Origin of the sequence: Siccirubricoccus soli (assembly GCF_024178315.1) — a bacterium.
Taxonomy (GTDB): domain Bacteria; phylum Pseudomonadota; class Alphaproteobacteria; order Acetobacterales; family Acetobacteraceae; genus Siccirubricoccus; species Siccirubricoccus soli.
On sequence record NZ_JAMZIK010000059.1, the window covers coordinates 29,271 to 48,912 of the forward strand.

The 19,642-nt window shown below is 69.0% G+C and carries 18 protein-coding genes; 11 read left to right on the top strand and 7 right to left on the bottom strand.

Annotated elements, in window-relative coordinates; translation table 11 throughout:
* The first annotated feature begins 17 nt into the window (after positions 1–17).
* From NJ376_RS09930 to NJ376_RS28980, 4 genes are all read left to right on the top strand, one after another.
* On the top strand, positions 18–1,985 hold the full coding sequence (locus NJ376_RS09930; protein ID WP_252953090.1) for a DNA polymerase III subunit gamma/tau: 1,968 nt from the start codon (positions 18–20) through the stop codon (positions 1,983–1,985).
* Between the two features lie 9 nt (positions 1,986–1,994).
* Entirely contained in the window at positions 1,995–2,318 is a 324-nt protein-coding gene (locus NJ376_RS09935) for a YbaB/EbfC family nucleoid-associated protein (RefSeq protein WP_252953091.1), read from the top strand.
* A 99-nt stretch (positions 2,319–2,417) separates the two neighbouring features.
* Positions 2,418–3,014 (top strand): recombination mediator RecR, encoded by a 597-nt coding sequence (recR, locus tag NJ376_RS09940; protein ID WP_252953092.1) that lies wholly within the window; start codon positions 2,418–2,420, stop codon positions 3,012–3,014.
* Between the two features lie 113 nt (positions 3,015–3,127).
* Entirely contained in the window at positions 3,128–5,428 is a 2,301-nt protein-coding gene (locus tag NJ376_RS28980; protein WP_305879972.1) for a calcium-binding protein, read from the top strand.
* A gap of 377 nt (positions 5,429–5,805) precedes the next feature.
* Here NJ376_RS28980 and NJ376_RS09960 read toward each other — a convergent pair whose 3' ends face one another.
* The 6 genes from NJ376_RS09960 to NJ376_RS09985 form a co-directional block, all read right to left on the bottom strand.
* Entirely contained in the window at positions 5,806–7,017 is a 1,212-nt protein-coding gene (locus NJ376_RS09960) for a polysaccharide pyruvyl transferase family protein (RefSeq protein ID WP_252953093.1), read from the bottom strand.
* 685 nt (positions 7,018–7,702) lie between these two features.
* A complete protein-coding gene (locus tag NJ376_RS09965) occupies positions 7,703–7,885 on the bottom strand; it encodes a CsbD family protein (protein WP_252953094.1) in 183 nt (60 codons plus the stop codon).
* A 100-nt stretch (positions 7,886–7,985) separates the two neighbouring features.
* Complete coding sequence (locus NJ376_RS09970; RefSeq protein ID WP_252953095.1) at positions 7,986–8,996, bottom strand: amino acid ABC transporter substrate-binding protein; 1,011 nt, start codon at positions 8,994–8,996, stop codon at positions 7,986–7,988.
* A 341-nt stretch (positions 8,997–9,337) separates the two neighbouring features.
* Positions 9,338–9,934, bottom strand: a complete 597-nt coding sequence (locus NJ376_RS09975) for a helix-turn-helix domain-containing protein (protein ID WP_252953096.1) — start codon at positions 9,932–9,934, stop codon at positions 9,338–9,340.
* Complete coding sequence (locus NJ376_RS09980; protein ID WP_252953097.1) at positions 9,931–10,905, bottom strand: PDR/VanB family oxidoreductase; 975 nt, start codon at positions 10,903–10,905, stop codon at positions 9,931–9,933. The genes NJ376_RS09975 and NJ376_RS09980 overlap by 4 nt, the downstream gene beginning before the upstream one ends.
* The gene (locus NJ376_RS09985; protein WP_252953098.1) at positions 10,902–11,387 is read right to left on the bottom strand and encodes an MOSC domain-containing protein; all 486 of its coding nucleotides are present in this window, start codon (positions 11,385–11,387) and stop codon (positions 10,902–10,904) included. Before NJ376_RS09985 ends, NJ376_RS09980 begins: the two co-directional genes overlap by 4 nt.
* Positions 11,388–11,601: 214 nt before the next feature.
* Between NJ376_RS09985 and NJ376_RS09990 the strand changes: the two genes are divergently transcribed.
* From NJ376_RS09990 to NJ376_RS10020, 7 genes are all read left to right on the top strand, one after another.
* Positions 11,602–12,699: a TRAP transporter substrate-binding protein gene (locus NJ376_RS09990; RefSeq protein ID WP_252953099.1), complete on the top strand. Its 1,098-nt coding sequence runs from the start codon at positions 11,602–11,604 to the stop codon at positions 12,697–12,699.
* A 173-nt stretch (positions 12,700–12,872) separates the two neighbouring features.
* Positions 12,873–13,655: an ABC transporter ATP-binding protein gene (locus NJ376_RS09995; RefSeq protein ID WP_252953100.1), complete on the top strand. Its 783-nt coding sequence runs from the start codon at positions 12,873–12,875 to the stop codon at positions 13,653–13,655.
* On the top strand, positions 13,639–14,349 hold the full coding sequence (locus tag NJ376_RS10000; RefSeq protein ID WP_252953101.1) for an ABC transporter ATP-binding protein: 711 nt from the start codon (positions 13,639–13,641) through the stop codon (positions 14,347–14,349). The genes NJ376_RS09995 and NJ376_RS10000 overlap by 17 nt, the downstream gene beginning before the upstream one ends.
* 68 nt (positions 14,350–14,417) lie before the next feature.
* Positions 14,418–15,290 (top strand): branched-chain amino acid ABC transporter permease, encoded by an 873-nt coding sequence (locus NJ376_RS10005; RefSeq protein ID WP_252953102.1) that lies wholly within the window; start codon positions 14,418–14,420, stop codon positions 15,288–15,290.
* Between the two features lie 10 nt (positions 15,291–15,300).
* Positions 15,301–16,308 (top strand): branched-chain amino acid ABC transporter permease, encoded by a 1,008-nt coding sequence (locus tag NJ376_RS10010; protein ID WP_252953103.1) that lies wholly within the window; start codon positions 15,301–15,303, stop codon positions 16,306–16,308.
* Positions 16,309–16,329: 21 nt separating this feature from the next.
* Complete coding sequence (locus NJ376_RS10015) at positions 16,330–17,538, top strand: ABC transporter substrate-binding protein (RefSeq protein ID WP_252953104.1); 1,209 nt, start codon at positions 16,330–16,332, stop codon at positions 17,536–17,538.
* Between the two features lie 68 nt (positions 17,539–17,606).
* Positions 17,607–18,818: an ABC transporter substrate-binding protein gene (locus NJ376_RS10020; RefSeq protein WP_252953105.1), complete on the top strand. Its 1,212-nt coding sequence runs from the start codon at positions 17,607–17,609 to the stop codon at positions 18,816–18,818.
* Positions 18,819–18,862: 44 nt separating this feature from the next.
* Here the strand turns inward: NJ376_RS10020 and NJ376_RS10025 are convergent.
* Positions 18,863–19,642 (bottom strand): ABC transporter substrate-binding protein (locus NJ376_RS10025; RefSeq protein ID WP_252953106.1); only part of this gene is annotated, 780 nt, incomplete at its 5' end.

The window sequence follows — 19,642 nt, forward strand, 5'->3', positions numbered from 1 at the left end:
GAAGCCGCCGGCCGCGCATGTCCTCCTCCCTCTTCGGCCCTTCCGACGCGCCAGAGGCCGAAGGCCTGCCCGAGCCGCCGCCGCCGGAGGGGCCGGGGCTGTTCGGGGATGTGCCCGCCGGAGATGTGACCGGCCCGGCGCCCGCCACCCCTCCCCCGGCCGTGCCCGCCCCGCCGCCGGCCGCGGCCCCGCCTGCCCAGGCAGCGCCGACGCCCGCCCAGGCCCCCTACCGGGTCCTCGCCCGCAAATACCGCCCGACCAGCTTCGCCGAGCTGATCGGCCAGGAGGCGCTGGTCCGCACCCTGCGCAACGCCTTCGCCCAGGACCGCGTGGCGCATGCCTTCATGCTCACCGGCGTGCGCGGCGTGGGGAAGACCACCACCGCCCGCATCATCGCCCGCGCCCTGAACTGCATCGGCCCGGACGGCAAGGGCGGCCCGACGCCCGAGCCCTGCGGCATCTGCCCGGAATGCCAGGCGATCCTCGCCGACCGCCACCCGGATGTGCAGGAGCTCGACGCCGCCTCCAACAACGGCGTGGACGAGGTGCGGGAGCTGCGGGAGCGGCTGCGCTACCGCCCGGCCCAGGGCCGCTTCAAGGTCATCATCCTGGACGAGGTCCACATGCTGTCCAACGCGGCGTTCAACGCGCTGCTGAAGACGCTGGAGGAGCCGCCGGCCCAGGTGAAGTTCATGCTGGCGACCACCGAGTTGCGGAAGGTGCCGGCCACCATCCTCAGCCGCTGCCAGACCTTTCATCTCAAGCGAGTTCCGCAGGCGGAGCTGCGTGCCCATTTCGCCCGCATCGCGGCGAAGGAGCAGGTGGAGATCGACCCGGAAGCCCTGGCCATGGTCGCCCGCGCCGCCGATGGCAGCGTGCGGGATGGGCTCTCCCTGCTCGACCAGGCCATCGCGCTGGGCGGCCCCGACGGCGCCGTCACGGCCGAGGCGGTGCGGGACATGCTGGGCCTCGCCGACCGCGCCCTGGTGCTGGACCTGATGGAGCAGGCCATGGCGGGGGATGTCCCTGCCCTGCTGGCCACCATGGAGCGCGCGCATGAGCGCGGCGCCGATCCGGGGATGGTGCTGCAGGACCTGCTGGAGCTGACCCATACCCTGACCCGGCTGCGCAGCGTGCCGGCGCTGAAGGACGACCCCGGCCTGACCGAGAGCGAACGCACCCGCGGCGCGGTGCTGGCGGCGAAGCTCTCCGTCCCGGTGCTGGGCCGGGCCTGGCAGATGCTGCTGAAGGGGCTCGGGGAACTCGCCGGCGCGCCGGACCGCCGAGCGGCGGCCGAGATGGTGCTGATCCGCCTGGCGCATGTGGCGGAGCTGCCGCCGCCGGGCGATCTGGTGAAGCGGCTGATGGAAGGCGGGGGCCTGCCCGCCGCCCCCCCTCGCCCCGCCCCGAATGGCGGCGGCGCGCCCGGCAGCCTCAGGGCCGTGGCGGGCGGCGGCGCCGTCGCTTCCATCCCGGTGCCGGCCACGCTGCCGCAGCCGCAGAGCTGGCGGGACGTCGTGGCGCTCGCCTCCGGCCGCAAGCCGATGCTGCACGCGCAGCTGCTGCATTATGTCCACCCCGTCCACCTCGCGCCCGGGCGGGTGGAGATCCGGGTGCGGCCGGAGGCGATGCGGGACCTGGCCGCCCAGCTCGGCGCCCTGCTCTCGGAGCTGACCGGCACGCGCTGGACCGTGGCGCTGAGCAATGCGGAAGGCGAGCCGACCCTGGCCGAGCAGGGCCGCCATGCGGAGGCGGAGCGGCTGTCCCTGGCCCGTGCCCACCCGCTGGTGCAGGCGGTGATGGCCGCCTTCCCCGGCGCCCAGATCGAGCGGGTGCGCGATGCCGGCGCCGATGATTACGGGCTGCCGCTGACGTTGCCCGCTTCCGCCGAGGCGCCGGAGGTGGAGCCGGGCGACATCCCGCCGGCGGAACTGGAAGAACCGCCCGATTTCGACGATGTTCCCCCTCCGGACGAGGACAGGTAAGGCACGGCCATGAAGAATCTCGGCAACATGCTGAAGCAGGCGCAGCAGATGCAGACCCGCATGCAGGAGATGCAGGCGAAGCTGGAGGCCGCGGTGGTGGAAGGCGTGGCCGGTGCCGGCATGGTGAAGGTGACGCTCTCCGGCAAGGGCGACCTGAAGCGCGTGGCGATCGACCCCAGCCTGATGACGGCGGATGACCGGGAGGTGCTGGAAGATCTGCTGGTCGCCGCCCATGCGGATGCCAAGCAGAAGGTGGAGGCTTCCATGGCCGAGGAGATGCAGAAGGCCACGGCCGGCCTCAACTTGCCCGCCGGCATGAAGCTGCCATTCTGATGCGTGCGGCCGGCATCCAGCCACACCAATCCCTGGATGCCGGCCGCGGCACGTAACCCGCCGGGATCCTTATACCTCCCGGCCACACCGCCCGGACGCATGCCCGCCCCTGACCCCATCGAGCATCTGATCGGCCTGCTCGCCCGGCTGCCCGGCTTCGGGCGGCGGAGCGCGCGGCGGGCGGTGCTGAAGATGCTGATGCAGCCGGAGCAGAGCATGCTGCCCCTGGCGGCGGCGCTGCGCGATGCGGCGGCGGCGGTGCGGCCCTGCCGGCTCTGCGGCAACCTCGACGACCAGGACCCCTGCCACATCTGCCGCGACCCGCAGCGCGATCAGTCCGTGATCTGCGTGGTGGAGGGCGTCGCCGAGCTCTGGGCGCTGGAGCGCGCCCATGCGCATCGCGGCCTCTACCACGTGCTGGGCGGCACCCTCTCCGCCATCGGCGGCGTCGGGCCGGAGGATCTCTCGGTGCAGCCGCTGCTGGCCCGCATCGCGGAACAGGGGGTGGAGGAGGTGATCCTGGCCCTGCCCGCCACGGTGGATGGCGCCACCACGGCGCATTTCCTCTCCGACCGCCTGCGCTCCACCGGCGTGCGGGTGACGCGGCTGGCGCAGGGCGTGCCGATCGGCGGCGCGCTGGATGTGCTGGACGAGGGCACGCTGGCGGCGGCGCTGAAGGCAAGGCGGGTGGTCTGACCGCCGCGGCCCGGAGACACCCCTCCCCTTCCGGCCTGCGAGGCGGCGGCATTTACGGCTTCACAACGGCCCCGTGCGAGACTCGCCCCGACCTGAAGCATGGGGGCAGAAAATTGCCGACGTCTGGCACCAGCGCCGCGGACAGCCTCGTCGGCAGCCCCGACGACGATTCCCTCTTTGGCCTCGAGAGCAACGACACCCTGCTGGGCCTCGGCGGCCATGACGTCCTGGTCGGTGGTTCAGGCAACGACTCGCTGGATGGCGGCGCGGGCAACGACGTCCTGATCGACGATGCCGGCAACAACAGGCTGCTGGGCGGCACCGGGGATGACACCATCATCGCGATGGCGGTGGCCTTCATCGATGGCGGCGACGGGAATGACAGCATCTTCGCCTCCGGCGCCGGCAGCACGGTGCAGGGCGGCGCCGGGGATGATTGGGTTTTCCTCGGCGCCGCTGCCACCGTCAGCGGCGGCACCGGCCTCGACACCTTCTCCTTCCTCAACACCTTCGCTTATCCCGGCGACAGCCCGACCGCCCCGTTCGTCATCACCGACTTCGCCGCCGGTGCCGCGGGCGACCGGCTCGACCTGGCCTCCTGGCTGCACGGCCCCGGCACCACCGACTTCGATGGCAGCAACCCCTTCGGCAGCAGCGGCTTCCTCCGCCTGCGCCAGGAGGGGGGGGACACGGTCATCGACTGGGACAGCAATGGCGGCGCCAACAGCTTCGTCCCCCTGATCCGGCTGCAGGGCATCACCGCCGCGGCGCTGACCGCGGCGAATCTCGGCTTCGCCCCGGACGGCAGCCAGGCGAGCCGGCAATTCCTCATCGGCACCACCGACCATGACAGCATGCTGGGCGGCGCCGGCGACGACCATCTGTTCGGCCAGGCAGGCAACGACACCCTACTCGGCGGCGCCGGCGACGACGCGCTGTATGGCGAGGACGGCAACGACAGCCTGGACGGCGACAGCGGCAACAACGCCCTGGCCGGCGGCACGGGCGACGACACCTACATCGTCCGGAGCGCCGCCGATACGGTGACGGAACTGCCGAACCAGGGCCAGGACACGATCCGCAGCTGGGTCAGCTATACCCTGCCGGCGAATGTCGAGATGCTGCTGCTCGAAACCGGTGCCGGCTCCATCAACGGCACCGGCAACGCGCTGGCGAACACCATCATCGGCAATGAGGGTGCCAATACCCTCAGCGGCGGCGCCGGCGGCGACCTGCTACTGGGCGGCCTGGGCCCGGATTCGCTGCTGGGCGGCGACGGCGACGACACGCTGGTGGGAGGCCCGGGCGGGGATGCGCTGGTGGGCGGCAACGGCATCGACCTGGTCAGCTATGAGACCGCGACCGGTGCGGTCAGAGCCTCCTTCACCGCATCGAACACCAATACTGGCGATGCCGCGGGCGACCGCTACAGCAGCATCGAGAATCTGCGCGGCTCCGCCTTCTTCGACCGCCTGGTAACCGCCGGCGGTGCCAATCGCCTTGAGGGGCTGGACGGCAATGACGAACTAGTCGGCGGAGCCGGGTCTGACACGCTCGATGGCGGCAACGGAAACGATCTCGCCTCATACGAAAACGCCCCGGCCGCCGTCATTGCCTCGCTCACCACCCCGTCAGCGAATACCGGCGATGCCGCGGGCGATGTCTACATTGGTATCGAGTTCCTGAGGGGCTCAACCTACGCCGACAACCTCACTGGCAATGCCGTTGCCAACAAACTGGTCGGCCTGGCGGGCAACGACACCCTCATAGGCCTGGACGGTCCCGATACGCTGATTGGCGGCGCTGGTGCCGATATGCTGAGCGGCGGCAATCACAGCGACTACGCCTCCTATGAGGCAGCGACGGCTGGTGTGACGGCCTATCTCCTGTCACCGGCCAAGAATGCCGGGGAAGCGGCGGGCGACACCTACAGCGCCGTCGAAAACCTGCGTGGCTCAGCCTACGGCGATTTGCTGGTGGGCGGCGTCGGGCCGAACACCCTCGATGGGCTGGCCGGGGACGACACGCTGGATGGTGGCGGCGGGGGCGACGACCGGCTGATCGGCGGCCTCGGCGCGGACCGGCTGATCGGCGGCACCGGCGCCGACAGCTTCATCTTCAAAGCCGTGGCCGAGAGCACCGCCCTGTCGATGGACGTCATCGTTGATTTCTCTCAAGCCCAGCATGACCTGCTTCACCTATCGGTCATCGATGCCCGACCGGATGTTGCAGGTGATCAGGCCTTCGTCTGGGAGGGCACGGGCGCCTTCCGCGGCGGCGGAATTGGCTCGGTTCGATACTACCACTCGGGTGGCGATACCTTTGTGGAGGTCGATACTGGAGACGGGGTGACGGATATGATCATCAAGGTCCTTGGGCTGATCGCTTTGACGCCGCAGGATTTCCTGCTCTAGAGCATTTTCGGTTCACATGCGGTCACCGAATATGCTCTACGCCTTTGTTTGCAGAGCAGATTCACGCCTTCGGGCGATGCCGCCCTACGGCGATCTGCTCTAGCAGGCCGCTGAATAGGGGCGGTCTGCTCTTCCACTGCGGCCCTAATCTGCGGTGGCTCACAAAGGCGCAGGTTTGGCGGGCCGTGCCATCCGTGACTTCCATTAAGTCTTCCGTTGCGCTGGCGACAGACTGCCTCGGCAAGCACGGCCGCCGAAGGCCTGGAGCGTAGGGCGCGGCGAAATGCCGCGCCCGGAACAACGCCTGATCGGGCGATCCCAGCCGAATCGCGGGATCCGGGACGAACTATGCAAAGGCCGCGATGAGTACAGCGTGGTCACCAAGGCAATGCTGCGGCCGCCTCGTCATCGACCGGCCAGCGCTTCTCGGAGAACGCGACGCGCGGGGCCAGCGGAAAGGCATCGAACAATGCCTCACCGGTGAAGCTCAGCGGTTCCCAGAACCGGTCGACAGCCGCGATCACCTCTTCCCAGGGCGTCGGTGCGGAACTTGGGTTGCCATACGCGAACATGCTGCTCCGGCCGACCCCGCGGTAGAAGTCGGCGAAGCGATGATTAAGAGGCTCGTCGTAGTTTCCTTCCAGGTCGAAGCGCTTCAGCCCGGTGGGCGCATTCGGGAAGTACAGGCAGGGGATCTGATAAGCGTCCGCCAGAAGCAGGCCGTGGAAACTGTTCGAGACGATGCGGCGACACGCCAGGATTTCCTGCAACTTGCCGACGAGTCCCGACCAGCTCGGCTCATGATAGGTCGAGATGACATGCACACCGTAGTCCTGGGCGCCGGCGAAGCGGGGCTGCCCGGTGACGGACCCTGTCTCCGGCCCCGGTGTATCGAGTTCCGAGATGTGCAGCACAACGCCCAATTCGTATTTCTTCTCGACCCTTGGTTTAAGGATCCGTGGCAGGAACCAAGCCGGGTCCCCATAGATGGCGGGCGCCTCGATCCCAGCTGCCAGCAGAGCGCGGCGGGTGAAGGGGCCTCGCACGGCATGTACGACATAGTCCACGCCCGGCGCTGCGGTGAATCCCCTGCTGCGGTCCCCGGTGGCGTTGCGCTTCGGGTCGAAACCAGTCCCCCAGAAATGCACCGTGCCAGCGCTTTGCCCTTGCCCGATCGTTCCCACGGCGGCCAGACGCCGGTTCGGTGAATTGAATGCGTAATGGGCAACCGGCAGGCCGGACATGACAGAGACAATGAGCGGGCTGAGCGCATCGCCCAGATTGGCGAAGGGGACCGCCTTCGTGCTGCGGACCCAGGACAGCGGAACCTTCCCCGAAAGCGTCTCCACCTGCTGCGCAAGTCGCGCATCCGGTGCGAGTCCGCGCCCCGCCCGGGCCTTGAGTTCGGCCAATTCGACTTTGCAGGCACCCAGCTCCAAGGCCTGCCGCTCCAGCAGTCCCGCCTGTTCGGCGGCCAAGCGCCTCGACGCGGCAAGCCTGCCCTCCAGGAATGCGACACTGTCCCGAAGGGACATGATCTCATCCTGCAAACCCGGCCAGACGATCTCCTTGAGCGCCGATCTCGACAAGGGAGCCATCCTCATTGTCCACGCCAGGGCAGCGGATGGCGCGAATGCCATCGACGCACTGAGCGTGAGCCGGGCTTTTCCGCGGCCACAGATGTTTAAGCTCCACAACGTTAAATTAGGTCAAAGGGCGTTCCGAATTGGCGCGGCACCCGGCCCGCGGGTCAAGATCGGCAATACAGTCCGGCGTTGTCGGGTAACGTGTCGCCTGAGGGTCGGAGGTAGGAACTGGCTCACGACGCTCCGCAAAGCGGTCCGGCCGGATGGCAGTTGCCATCACATGCCGCTCGATAAGGAAGTGCGCAGCAGGGCTGCATGAGACCCGCCTAGCGGAAGCTTCAACCTTCGACTTAGGCAAAAGCACGATCGGACACCGGAGAGCCTCGCGGTCGTGCGCCATCGACCTCCGCGGCTTCTGCGATCGCGCGACGGTCATCGTGTCGGCTACCGCCTTAGGCGATGGCACGCGAAGGCAGCCACAGCTTCATCCGGGTACCAATCCGTTCGTCGGCCGGTCACCCCGAAGCATGTCCACCGGGCAAATCTGGAGTCAGGGCCAAGGCAAGCCACCAGCCCAGTTGCAACGCCGCAACTAGGACGTGGTCCGAACCCCAGGGGGCAGGACAACTCACCCGGTCGACATGCCCTGATGCGCACCAGGGCAAGGCCCTGGTGCGCCCTGCATGGGCTATTTGTCCATCGCGTCGCGGACGGCGTCCTTGGCGCCGCCAACGCTGCTCTGCACCTTGCCCTCGGCCTTGTCGGCCTTGCCCTCGGCCTGCAGCTTGGTGTCGCCGGTCACCTTGCCGGCCGCGTCCTTCACGGCGCCCTTGGCCTGCTTGGCAGCGCCGGCGATGCGATCCTTGTCCATGGCTTGTCCCTTCCGTTGCCGCCGCGCGATGCGGCGGCTTCGGCAAGGGAAACGCGGCGCGCCGGCGGAAGGTTGCCCTCCCGGCCCCGCCGGCCGGGGTTCAGCGGAACGGGATGGCGTACATCAGCCCACCCCTGGCCCACAACCCATTGATTCCACGCGAGAGCTTGAGCGAGCTGCCCTGACCGACATTGCGCTCGAATACCTCGCCGTAATTCCCCACGGCGCGGATGGCATTCGCCGCCCAGCCATTGTCAAGGCCAAGGCGGGAGCCGAACTCGCCGCTGGTGCCGAGCAGGCGCTGTGCGGTCGGGCTGCCGCTCTTCGCCTGCTCCGCCGTATTGGCCTGGGTCACGCCCAACTCCTCCGCCTCCACCAGAGCGTAGTGCACCCACATGATGATGTTCGACCACTGGTCGTCGCCATTGCGGGTGAAGGGGCCGAGCGGTTCCTTGCTGATCGTCTCCTCCAGCACTTGGTAGGCGGCCGGGTCGCGGGCCACGGTCAGGGCGCCGGCGAGCGCGCTGGCATCCTGCGTCATCGCATCGCAGCGGCCGCTGAAGAAGGCCTCGTACATGGTGTCCACCCGCTCGAACACCACCGGCTGGAAGTGCAGGTTGCGGGCGCGGAAGACGTCGCCGAGGGTGAGCTCATGCGTCGTGCCCTGGGCGACGCAGATGGTGGCGCCGTCCAGCTCCGCCAACTTGCTTACATTGGCGTCGCGGCGCACGGCGAAGCCCTGGCCGTCGTAGAAATTCACCGGCCCCTGGTTCAGCCCCAGCGAGACGTCGCGCAGGAAGGTCTGGGTGCTGTTGCGGAACAGCACGTCGATCTCGCCGGTCTGCAGCGCGGTGAAGCGGGCTTGGGCGGTGAGAGGGACAAAGCGGACCTTGCTGGCGTCGCCCAGCACGGCGGCGGCGACAGCGCGGCAGTAATCCACATCCAGGCCGCGGAACTCGCCGCGGCTGTCCGGCGCCGAGAAGCCGGCGAAACCCTGGGAGACGCCGCAATTCAGCGTGCCGCGCTGCTTCACCGCCTCCAGGGTCTGCGCTTCCGCAGTGCTCCCGAGGAGGAGCGCCGCCAGCAGCGCTATCCATCCAGTTCGTGCCATATGCCCTTTTCCATGCCGTATCATGGCGCCGTGATATCGCCGCCAGGGCCGGCTGAACACCATGCGGGGCGCGGAAAGGCGATGCGCCTCGCCCGGGCTCCGTGCCGCCGAGGGACCGGGCCGGCCGAACCTGCTGGCCCCGCATGCCGGGTCTCGCTGGTCCTGCGGCCTCTGGTAGGCGGGGCGGCGTCTCCCTTTGGCCTAGAGCGTTTTCGGTTTACAGGCGTGCACCGAAAACGCTCTAAGCTTTTATTTACACAGAAGATTCACGCCTTCGGGCGATGCCGCCCTACGGCGATCTGCTCTAGTGTCCTAAGAACGAAATCCGCAAGACTTCGAAATCAGGACCAGTGCCTGGCCACCGCGACCAGCACCGCGGCCGGCTCCTCCCCGATCCGCCGGAGCCGGTGCGGCAGGTGCCCGGCGAACTCGGCCGCATCCCCCGCCCGCAGCATCAGGCTGCGATCGGCGAAGGCCAGTTCCACATGGCCATGGAGGACATAGAGCAGCTCCTCCCCCTCATGTTCATGCGGCCCGTCCTCGGCGAATTCCGCGCCGAGATGGATGATGAAGGCGGCGAGCGGGGCGTCGCCGGCGGTCAGCGATTCCATGCCGTGCATGCCATGGCCCGGCGCGCTGCGCCGCCGCCGCGCGGCGCGGGTGATGCGCACCGCATCCTCCGGCAACGCCTCGCCCAGCAACTCCGCCACCGGCACGCCGAGCGCGGCGGAGAGCCGCAGCAGCGTGCCGACCGAAGGTGCCTTCCGGCCGCGCTCGAGGCGGGAGAGGAAGCCCTTGTCCAGCCCGACCGAAGTGGCCAGCGCGTCGAGCGTCATGCCCCGCGCCAGGCGCAGGCGGCGAAGCTGCGGGCCGAGCACGCCGGCGCCGGACGGCGGTGCCTCCTCCTCCGCCGCGCGGCGGCGTGGCGGTGCGCTCACAGGTCCAGGACCAAGCGCGGGCCGGCGCAGCCGGCGACGCAGGCCATCAGGTACTCGGCCCGTTCCTCCGGCTTCAGCACCCGGTCGCGGTGCAGCGGCGGGCCTTCCAGCCACCGCACCTTGCAGGCGCCGCAGATGCCGCCCTCGCAGGAGACCTCCACCGCCTCGCCCAGCGCCCGGATCGCCGGCAGCAGCGGCGCGCCGGCCGGCAACTCCGCGCTGGCGCCGCTCTTCGCCAGCACCAGGGTGAAGGGGCGGGCCTCCGGGTCGGGCGCCAGGGGGGGCGGGACGAAATGCTCGATATGCGCCCGGCCCGGCGGCCAGTCGCGCGTGGCGGCCTCGAAGGCCTCGATCAGCCCGTTGGGACCGCAGCAATAGGCGTGCAGCCCGGGGGCGGGCTCGCCCAGCAGATCGGCCAGGGCCGGGCGTGGTGTGCGGGAGGTGTCGTGCAGCGCCGTTCCCGCCGGCAGCTGCGCCGGCAGGGGCAGGGCGCCGCGATGCAGCAGGTGCAGCGTGTAGCTGCCCCCTGCCCGCTCCAGCGCCGCCGCCATGCCGAGGAAGGGGGTGACGCCGATGCCGCCGGCGATGAAGACGTGCCGCGTGGCCGCCGGCGCCAGCGGGAAGGTGCAGCGCGGCAGGGAGACGCCAATCTCCGCCCCCTCGGCCAACGCATCATGCAGCCAGAGCGAGCCGCCGCGCCCCGCCGCCTCCCGCTTCACCGCCACCACATAGCGGTCCTGCTGCGCCGGGTCGCCGCAGAGCGAATAGGCGCGGACCATCCCGTTCGGCAGGTGCAGGTCGATATGCGCGCCGGGCTTCTGCCGCGGCAGGGGCCAGCCCTCCGGGTCCATCAGCACGAGGCGGCGGATCCCCGGCCCGGCCGGCGCTGCCCCCCGCACCACCGTCCTGATCAGCTTGGCGGCGGCGGGCCGCTTCGGCCCTTCGGCGCTCCGGTTCCCAGGCTGCGTCATTCGGGCCGGATGGCGTCGCCCACCCGCACCACGCCGCCTTCCAGGATGCGGCAATTGAGGCCGGAGCGGTTGATCATCGGGTCGAAGACCGGCTTCTCCAAAATCTCCTCGATATGCCGGCAGGGAACGGAAAGCCGCGTCGCCTCCAGCAGGCAGGGGCCGAGGCGGAAGCGGCGGCCGACGAGGTGCGTCAGCGGCACGCCGCGCGTGGTAACGTTGCGGCGGTGCTCCTCCGGCAGCAGCTCGATGCCGTGGTCGCGGCGGATGCACTCCAGCGCCTCCTCCTCGAAGAGGGTGATCTGGCGGCCTTCTTCCGGCTTCGCGGAATAGAAGCCTTCCTCGATCCCCAGCATGTAGCGGTCGCCCTCGATCCCGCGCCCGGCGACCAGGGTGATGGCCTCCTGCGCCCGCATGGGCAGGAAGGCGCGGGCGGTGATGTGGAGATGGGCGACGACGCCGAGCCAGCTGGGGGTGACGGGCATGATTTGCTCCCGATTTGGGCAACATGTTGCCCGACGGACAGCCGGATGCCACGCCGTGGCCGGGGATGCAAGGGCTTGCCGCTGGCATCCGGCGTGCCGCGGGCTGGCGTCCGCCTGGCTGCGGGTTGGCACCCGCCTTGCCGCGGGTTGGCACCCGCCTTGCTGTGGATCAGCGGAGCGCGCCGGGCCGGGCCGGCCGCAGGAGACCCACGCCATGCACCGCCGCCTTTTCGCCGCCGCCGCCGCGGCTCCGCTCTCCGTCGCCGGAGGGCTTGCCGCCCCCGCTCTGGCGCAGAGCCTGCCGGAGATCCGCTGGCGGCTGACCAGCAGCTTCCCCCGCACCCTCGACATCACCTACTCGACCAGCGAGTACATGTGCCGCGCGGTCAGCGACATCACCGATGGCCGCTTCCGCATCCAGCCCTTCCCGTCCGGGGAACTGGTGCCGGGGCTGCAGGCCATGGATGCGGTGCAGTCCGGCAGCGTGGAGATGGCGCATACCGGCGGGCTGTTCTTCACCGGCAAGAACGCGGCGCTCGCCTTCTCCACCACCGTGCCCTTCATGCTGAACGTGCGGCAGCAGCATGCCTGGTTCTTCCATGGCGGCGGCAACGAGATGCTGAATGCCGTCTACAGGGATTTCAACATCCACGCCCTGCCCTGCGGCAATACCGGCAACCAGATGGGCGGCTGGTTCAGGAAGGAGATCAGGACCGCCGAGGATCTGCGCGGGCTGAAATTCCGCGTCGCCGGCCTCGCCGGCAATGTCATGCAGAAGGTCGGCGTGGTACCGCAGCAGATCGCGCCCGGTGACATCTACCCGGCGCTGGAGCGCGGCACCATCGACGGCGTCGAGTATATCGGCCCCTATGACGACGCCAAGCTCGGCTTCAACAAGGTGGCGCGGTACTACTACTATCCGGGCTGGGGCGAGGGCGGCGCCATCTTCCACGCCTATGTGAACCTGCAGAAATTCCAGGAGCTACCACCCGCCTACCGCGCCGCCATCGAGACCGCCTGCACCGCCGCGACCAATTGGATGCTGGCGCAATACGACTGGAAGAATGTGGAGGCCATGTACCGGCTGGTGGCCGAGGGCGTGCAGCTCCGCCAGTTTCCCAATGAGGTGATCGATACGCTCTACCGCGCGACCCAGGAGGTGTTCGCCGAGCAATCCGCCGCCAACCCGCAATTCAAGGCGATCCTCGAAAGCCAGACAGCCTTCCGGGACCGGCATTTCGCCTATCACCAGGTCTCCGACTACGCCTTCGACAGCATGATGCTGCGGCTGCGGCGGCAGCAGGGCAGGTAACTCGTTGTCGCGTTTTGTGGCTTGCGCCACGGGCGCGATCTCCGCTCCAATATCCCCGTCCAAGGATAAGCCCCGGCCGGCCAGGCCAGGGGCGGCAGGGATGGGGAGGCGGCAGTATGGTCCTTTCGGGCCGGCCCACCTGGGCGCACATATCGCGCCGGGCGGTTTGAATCGTGGCGCTGCTTGAGGTCGAGGATGTGGTGGTGCGCTTCGGCGGCGTCACCGCCGTGGCCGGCGTCTCCTTCACGGTCGAGGACCGGCAGATCTGCGGGCTGATCGGCCCGAACGGCGCCGGCAAGACCACCCTCTTCAACGTCATCAGCGGCATCTACCGCCCCAGCGAAGGCCGGGTGCGCTTCGCCGGGGAGGTGGCAACCGGCCAGCCCCGCCACCGCATGGCGCCGCTCGGCCTCGGCCGCACCTTCCAGAACCTGGCGCTGTTCCGCAGCATGAGCGTGCGGGAGAATGTGCTGGCCGGCGCCCATTCCGGGGGACGGAGCGGCTTCCTCGCCAATGCGCTGCGCCTGCCCGCGGCGCGTCGGGAGGAGCGGGAAGCGGCGACCCAGGCGGCGCTGCTGCTCGCCCTGCTGGAGCTGGATGCGGTGGCGGATGTGCCGGTGGCCGCCCTGCCCTTCGGCACCCAGAAGCGCGTGGAAATGGCCCGCGCCCTGATCTCCCGCCCCAAGCTGCTGCTGCTGGACGAGCCGGCCGGCGGACTGAACCATGGCGAGGTGGATGCGCTGGCGGCGCTGCTGCGGGATGTGCGCGCCCGCTTCCACTGCGCCATCCTGCTGGTCGAGCACCACATGAACCTCGTCATGCGTGTCTCCGACAAGGTGGTGGCGCTGGATTTCGGCCGGAAGATCGCCGATGGCACGCCGGAAGAGGTGCGCAGCGACCCGGAAGTGATCCGCGCCTATCTCGGCGATGGGGGCGAGCATGCCCGCGCTGCTTGAGGCGAAGGGCCTGACCGCCGGCTACGGCGCCGCGCCGGTGCTGCACGGGCTGGACTTCGAGGTGGAGGAGGGCGGCGTCACCGCCCTGCTCGGCGCCAATGGCGCGGGCAAGACCACCACCCTGCGTGCCGTCTGCGGCATGGTCCGCACCACGGGCGAGATCCGCCTCGGCGGCCAGAGCATCGCCGGGCGGGCGACGGAGGATATCGCACGACTCGGCCTCGCCCATGTGCCCGACGGCCGCGGCACCTTCATGGAGCTGACGGTCGAGGAGAATTTCCGCCTCGGCGCCTATGTCCGCCGCGACCGGGAGGTGCAGGCGGATTTCGAGCGCATGTGGGAGTGGTTCCCCCGGCTCAGGCAGCGCTGGCGGCAGCAGGCGGGCACGCTCTCGGGCGGCGAGCAGCAGATGCTCGCCATCGCCCGCGCCCTGCTGCTGCGCCCGCGCCTGCTGCTGCTGGACGAGCCGAGCTTCGGCCTGGCGCCGCTGATCGTGCAGGAGATCTTCGCCATCATGCGCCGCATCCGCGAGGAGAGCGGCGTCGGCATCCTGCTGGTGGAGCAGAACGCCAACCTTGCCCTGGAGCTCGCCGACCGCGCCTACCTGCTGGAGACCGGCCGCATCGTCGTCGCCGGCCCCGCCGCGGAGCTGCGTGAGGACGAGGCGATCCGCCGTTCCTATCTTGGGTACTGAGGCTGTCCGATGACCGGAGCATCGCAGATGCGGAAATCCCAATCAGCCGGCGCTGGCGGAGCATAGGCATGGATGGATTGGCGCACCAGATCGTCGCCGGCATCGCCACGGGCGGCATCTACGCCGCCGTCTCCCTCGCCCTGGTGATGATCTACCAGGCGACGCACCATGTGAACTTCGCGCAGGGGGAGATGGCGACCCTCTCCACCTTCATCGCCTGGAGCATGATCGAGGCGGGCATTCCCTACTGGGTCGCCTTCTTCGCCACCATCGCCATCTCCTTCGTCATCGGCGCAGCGGTGGAGCGCCTGCTCATGCGGCCGGTGCAGAATGCGCCGGTGCTGACCCATGTCGGCGTCTTCATCGGCCTGCTGCTCATCGTCGGCAACGCCACGGGCTGGATCTTCGGCTATACGACGAAGCTCTTCCCGACACCCTTCGAGAGCGACAAGCCGCTGCTCGGCGGGCTGGTCTCGGCGCATGAGCTGGGCAGCACGGCGGTGACGCTGGCCGTGCTCAGCCTCGTCTATCTCTTCTTCCGCCACACCCGGCTCGGCCTCGCCATGCGCGCGGCGGCTTACAACCCGCGCTCGGCGCGGCTGGTCGGCATCCGTGTCGGCTGGATGCTGGCGCTGGGCTGGGGGCTGGCGGCGGCGATCGGCGCGGTCGCCGGCATGATGGTGGCGCCGGTGGTGTTCCTCGACCCCACCATGATGCTCGGCATCCTGCTCTACGCCTTCGCCGGCGCGCTGCTCGGCGGCATCGACAACCCCTCGGGCGCCGTCATCGGCGGCTTCGCGGTGGGGGTGCTGGAGAATCTGGCCGGCGCCTATGTGGTCGGCACCGAGCTCAAGCTGACGGTGGCGCTGGCCATCATCATCGGCGTCCTCGTTGTGAAGCCCTCCGGCCTGTTCGGCCGGGTGGTGATGAGCCGGGTATGAGGAGAGCGGGATGAGCGCCACGGACCGCATCGCCCTGCCGCTCCGCCGGCCCGCCACCGCCCTCGCCGCCTGGCAGCGCAGCGCGTTGGTGCTGGCCGGGCTGGCCGCAGCGCTGGCGCCGCTCTGGCTGCTGGAGAGCTTCCACCTCTTCCAGCTCACCATGGCGGTCATCATGGCGCTGGCGGTGCTCGGGCTGAACATCGTCACCGGCTACAATGGCCAGATCAGCCTGGGCCATGGCGCCTTCTTCGCGGTCGGCGCCTATGCCACCGCCATATTGATGTCGCATCTGGACTGGTCCTTCTGGGCGACGCTGCCGGTCTCGGCCGTGGTCTGCGGCCTCATCGGCTATGGCGTCGGCTTCCCGGCGCTCAGGCTCGGCGGGCTCTATCTGGCGCTGACCACCTTCTCGCTTGCCGTCGCGGTGCCGCAGATCCTCAAGCACAAATCCATCGAGGGCTGGACCGGCGGCGTGCAGGGCCTGTTCCTGGTGAAGCCGGACCCGCCCGCCTTCCTGCCGCTGACGCCGGACCAGTGGATGTACTGCATGGCGCTGATCGTCTCGAGCGTGTGTTTCCTCCTCGCCTGGAACCTCATCCGTGGCCGCATCGGCCGCGCCCTGATGGCAACGCGGGACCATCCGATCGCCGCCGAGGCGATGGGCATGGACATCGCCGCGCTGAAAACCCAGGCCTTCGCCGTCAGCGCGATGATCACCGGCCTCGCCGGCTCCCTCTCCGCCGTCGCGGTGGAATATGTGGCGCCGGACAGCTTCAGCTTCGCGCTCTCCATCAACCTCTTCGTCGGCATGGTGGTAGGCGGCGTCGCCTCCATCCTCGGCTCGCTCTTCGGCGGGCTCTTCGTGCTCTTCGTGCCGAACATCGCGGAGGCGATCAGCAAGGCGGCGCCGGGCGTGATCTACGGCGTCATCCTCATTGCCTTCCTCTTCCTGCTGCCGGATGGCTTTGCCGGGCTGCTGCGCCGCCTGGCCGCCAGGCTGCGCCGTGCCTCGCCCTGACCCTGATAGGAGATTCCCCTGATGCGCCTGAACCGCCGTGCCCTGCTCCTCGGCACAGCCGGCAGCCTTGCCCTGCCGCAGCTTGCCCCGGCCCAGGAGGCGCCGGGGGTGACGGCGACGGAGATCCGCATCGGCAGCACCAATGCGCTGTCCGGCCCGGCCTCGGCCTATTCCGTCATCACCAAGGGCCTCGCCGCCATGTTCAGGCGGGTGAACGACCAGGGCGGCATCGCCGGGCGGCAGATCAACTTCATCGCCTATGACGATGGCTACCAGCCGCCCCGCACGCTGGAGCAGACCCGGCGGCTGGTGGAGCAGGACCGCGTCGCCTTCCTGTTCAACCAGCTCGGCACGCCGACCAACAGCGCGATCCACCGCTATGTGAACCAGCGGAAGATCCCGCATCTGTTCCTGGCCACCGGCGCCGACAAATGGGCCAATCCGCGGGAATACCCCTGGACCATCGGCTGGCAGCCCAGCTACCGGACCGAGGCACAGATCTACGCCAAGTACCTGCTGGAGCAGAAGCCGAACACGAAGCTCGGCCTGCTCTATCAGAACGACGATTTCGGCAAGGACTATGTGAACGGCGTCCGCGACGTGCTCGGCCCGCGCTTCGACGCCATGGTCAAGCTCGCCAGCCATGAGGCGACGGACCCGACCATCGACAGCCAGATCGTCTCCCTGCAGGCCGCCGGCTGCGACGCCCTGATCTGCGGCATCATCCCGCGCTTCGCGGCGCAGGCCATCCGCCGGGTCTTCGACATCGGCTGGAAGCCGATGATGTTCATGACCAATGTCTCGGTCTCGGTCGGCACCGTCATGCAGCCGGCGGGGCTGGAGAAGGGTGTCGGCCTGCTTACCTCGGACTACCGCAAGGACCAGTCCGACCCCGCCTGGGCGGATGACCCGGGCATGAAGGAGTGGCGCGACTTCATGCGCCGCTACGTGCCGGATGGCGAGCTGGGCGACAACAACTACACCTACGCCTACGGGGTGGGCAGCACCATGCTGCAGGTGCTGAAGCAGTGTGGCAACGACTTCAGCCGGGAGAATGTGATGCGCCAGGCGACGAATATCGCGCCGATGGACATCGCCACCCTGCTGCCCGGGGTGAAGGTGCAGAGCCAGCCGCGCAACTACAACGTCATTCGCCAGATGCAGCTGCAGCGCTGGAACGGCCGCGCCTGGGAACGCTTCGGCGGGGTCATCGAAGGGGCGAATGTCTGAGGCATCGCCCGCCACGGAGAACGACAACAGCCGGGAAGACGCTCAACGACAGAAGGGGAAGGAAGCCGATGCCGACTCGTCGCCTGCTGCTGGCCGCCGCTGCCGGAGGCCTTTTCACGCCGCGCCTGGTCCGGGCACAGGAGACGCCCGGCGTCACCGCGACCGAGCTCCGCATCGGCAACACCATGCCCTATAGCGGCCCGGCCAGCGCCTATGGCTCCATCGGCCGCTCCCACCAGGCCTTCTTCCGCATGGTGAACGACAATGGCGGCATCGCCGGGCGGAAGATCAACTTCATCACCTATGATGACGGCTACAGCCCGCCCAAGACGGTGGAGCAGGTGCGAAGGCTGGTGGAGCAGGACCGCGTGGCCTTCCTGTTCAACCCCCTCGGCACCGCCAGCAACAGCGCCATCCTGCGCTACGTGAACCAGCGGAAGGTGCCGCACCTCTTCCTCTCCACCGGCGCCGACAAATGGGGGAATTACCAGGACACGCCCTGGACCATCGGCTGGCAGCCCAGCTACCGCACGGAAGCGCAGATCTACGCCAAGCACATGCTGGAGCAGAAGCCGAACGCCAAGCTCGCCCTGCTCTACCAGAACGACGATTTCGGCAAGGACTACGTCACCGGCATCCGCGACGTGCTGGGCGCCCGCTACGACGCCATGGTCCGCGCCGTGAGTCATGAGGCGACGGACCCGACGGTGGACAGCCAGATCGTCACGCTCGCCGGCAGCGGCGCCGAGGTGATGCTGACGGCCACCACGCCGAAATTCGCCGCCCAGGCCATCCGCAAGGTGTTCGAGGTGGGCTGGCGGCCGCTGCACTACCTGACGAATGTCTCCATCAGCGTCGGCACGGTGATGGAGCCGGCGGGGGCGGAGCGCGGCGTCGGCATCATCACCTCCGCCTATCTGAAGGACCCCACCGACCCGGCCTGGGAACAGGATGCGGGGATGAACGAGTGGCGCAGCTTCATGTCGAAATACATCCCGGACGGCGACATGAAGGATGGCAGCTTTCCCTTCGCCTACGGCATTGCCCAGACGCTGATGCAGGTGCTGCGGCAGTGCGAGGGCAATTTCGCCCGGGACAACGTCATGCGCCAGGCGGCGAACCTGCAGGGCTTCGTGCCGGCCACGCTCATCCCCGGCATCACCGTCAACACCTCCCCGACCAATTTCCACCCGATCCGGCAGATGCAGTTGCAGCGCTGGACGGGCACCACCTGGGAACGCTTCGGCGGCATCATCGAGGGCGCCCACCTGGCCGGGTGAGGCAGCGCCGGCCGGCCCCGGACGGAGCCGGCCGGCCTTTGCCATCAGGGCTTCGGCAGGGTGCAACCGCCTTCGCTCATGGGGCGGAACGCCTCCTCGGCGGGCGTGGTCGCCACCAGCTTCAGCCCGTCCCACTGCCCCTTGCTCTCCGAGGGCTTCTTCGCCTCGAACAGATAGGCCGGGTGCAGCTTGCGCCCGTCCTCGCGGATGCGGCCCGGGCCGAAGCAATCATCGTCGGTCGGCATCGCCTTCATGCGCGCCACCACGGCGCGGCCATCCGCCTTCGCCGCCGCCGGCCCCATATCCGCGACCGCCTTGAGGTAGTGCAGCACCGATGCGTAGCAGCCCGCCTGCACCATGTTGGGCCACTGGTTCGGCGTCTTCGGCCGGATCCGATCCATGAAGGCGCGGGTGCGGTCGTTCAGGTCCCGGTAGAAGGTCTCGGTCAGCAGCAGGCCCTGCGCCACATCCTGCCCCAGCGCCTGCACATTGCTATTGTACATCAGCATGGCGGCGATGCGCATGTTCCGCGTCAGGCCGAATTCCCGCGCCTGCTTGCTGCAGTTGATCGTGTCGCCGCCCGCGTTGCAGAGCGCCAGCACCTTGGCGCGCGAGGCCTGCGCCTGCAGCAGCAGCGCGGAGAAGTCGGTGGTCTCCGGGAAGGGGTAGGTGGCGGAACCGACCACGCGCCCGCCGGCGGCGGTGACGAAGCGGGTCGTGCCGCGCTGGAGCTGCTGGCCGAAGCCGTAGTTGGCGGTGATGAAGAACCAGCTGTCGCCGCCGGCCTTCACCAGGGCACTGCCGGTGGATTTCGCCAGCATGTA

What these genes read in the sequence shown, in the direction of transcription:
- NJ376_RS09930 (WP_252953090.1), top strand. Translation starts at nt 18, where the DNA reads ATGTCCTCCTCCCTCTTCGGCCCTTCCGACGCGCCAGAGGCCGAAGGC.
- NJ376_RS09935 (WP_252953091.1), top strand. Translation starts at nt 1,995, where the DNA reads ATGAAGAATCTCGGCAACATGCTGAAGCAGGCGCAGCAGATGCAGACC.
- recR (WP_252953092.1), top strand. Translation starts at nt 2,418, where the DNA reads ATGCCCGCCCCTGACCCCATCGAGCATCTGATCGGCCTGCTCGCCCGG.
- NJ376_RS09965 (WP_252953094.1), bottom strand. Translation starts at nt 7,885, where the DNA reads ATGGACAAGGATCGCATCGCCGGCGCTGCCAAGCAGGCCAAGGGCGCC.
- NJ376_RS09970 (WP_252953095.1), bottom strand. Translation starts at nt 8,996, where the DNA reads ATGGCACGAACTGGATGGATAGCGCTGCTGGCGGCGCTCCTCCTCGGG.
- NJ376_RS09980 (WP_252953097.1), bottom strand. Translation starts at nt 10,905, where the DNA reads ATGACGCAGCCTGGGAACCGGAGCGCCGAAGGGCCGAAGCGGCCCGCC.
- NJ376_RS09985 (WP_252953098.1), bottom strand. Translation starts at nt 11,387, where the DNA reads ATGCCCGTCACCCCCAGCTGGCTCGGCGTCGTCGCCCATCTCCACATC.
- NJ376_RS09990 (WP_252953099.1), top strand. Translation starts at nt 11,602, where the DNA reads ATGCACCGCCGCCTTTTCGCCGCCGCCGCCGCGGCTCCGCTCTCCGTC.
- NJ376_RS10000 (WP_252953101.1), top strand. Translation starts at nt 13,639, where the DNA reads ATGCCCGCGCTGCTTGAGGCGAAGGGCCTGACCGCCGGCTACGGCGCC.
- NJ376_RS10005 (WP_252953102.1), top strand. Translation starts at nt 14,418, where the DNA reads ATGGATGGATTGGCGCACCAGATCGTCGCCGGCATCGCCACGGGCGGC.
- NJ376_RS10010 (WP_252953103.1), top strand. Translation starts at nt 15,301, where the DNA reads ATGAGCGCCACGGACCGCATCGCCCTGCCGCTCCGCCGGCCCGCCACC.
- NJ376_RS10015 (WP_252953104.1), top strand. Translation starts at nt 16,330, where the DNA reads ATGCGCCTGAACCGCCGTGCCCTGCTCCTCGGCACAGCCGGCAGCCTT.
- NJ376_RS10020 (WP_252953105.1), top strand. Translation starts at nt 17,607, where the DNA reads ATGCCGACTCGTCGCCTGCTGCTGGCCGCCGCTGCCGGAGGCCTTTTC.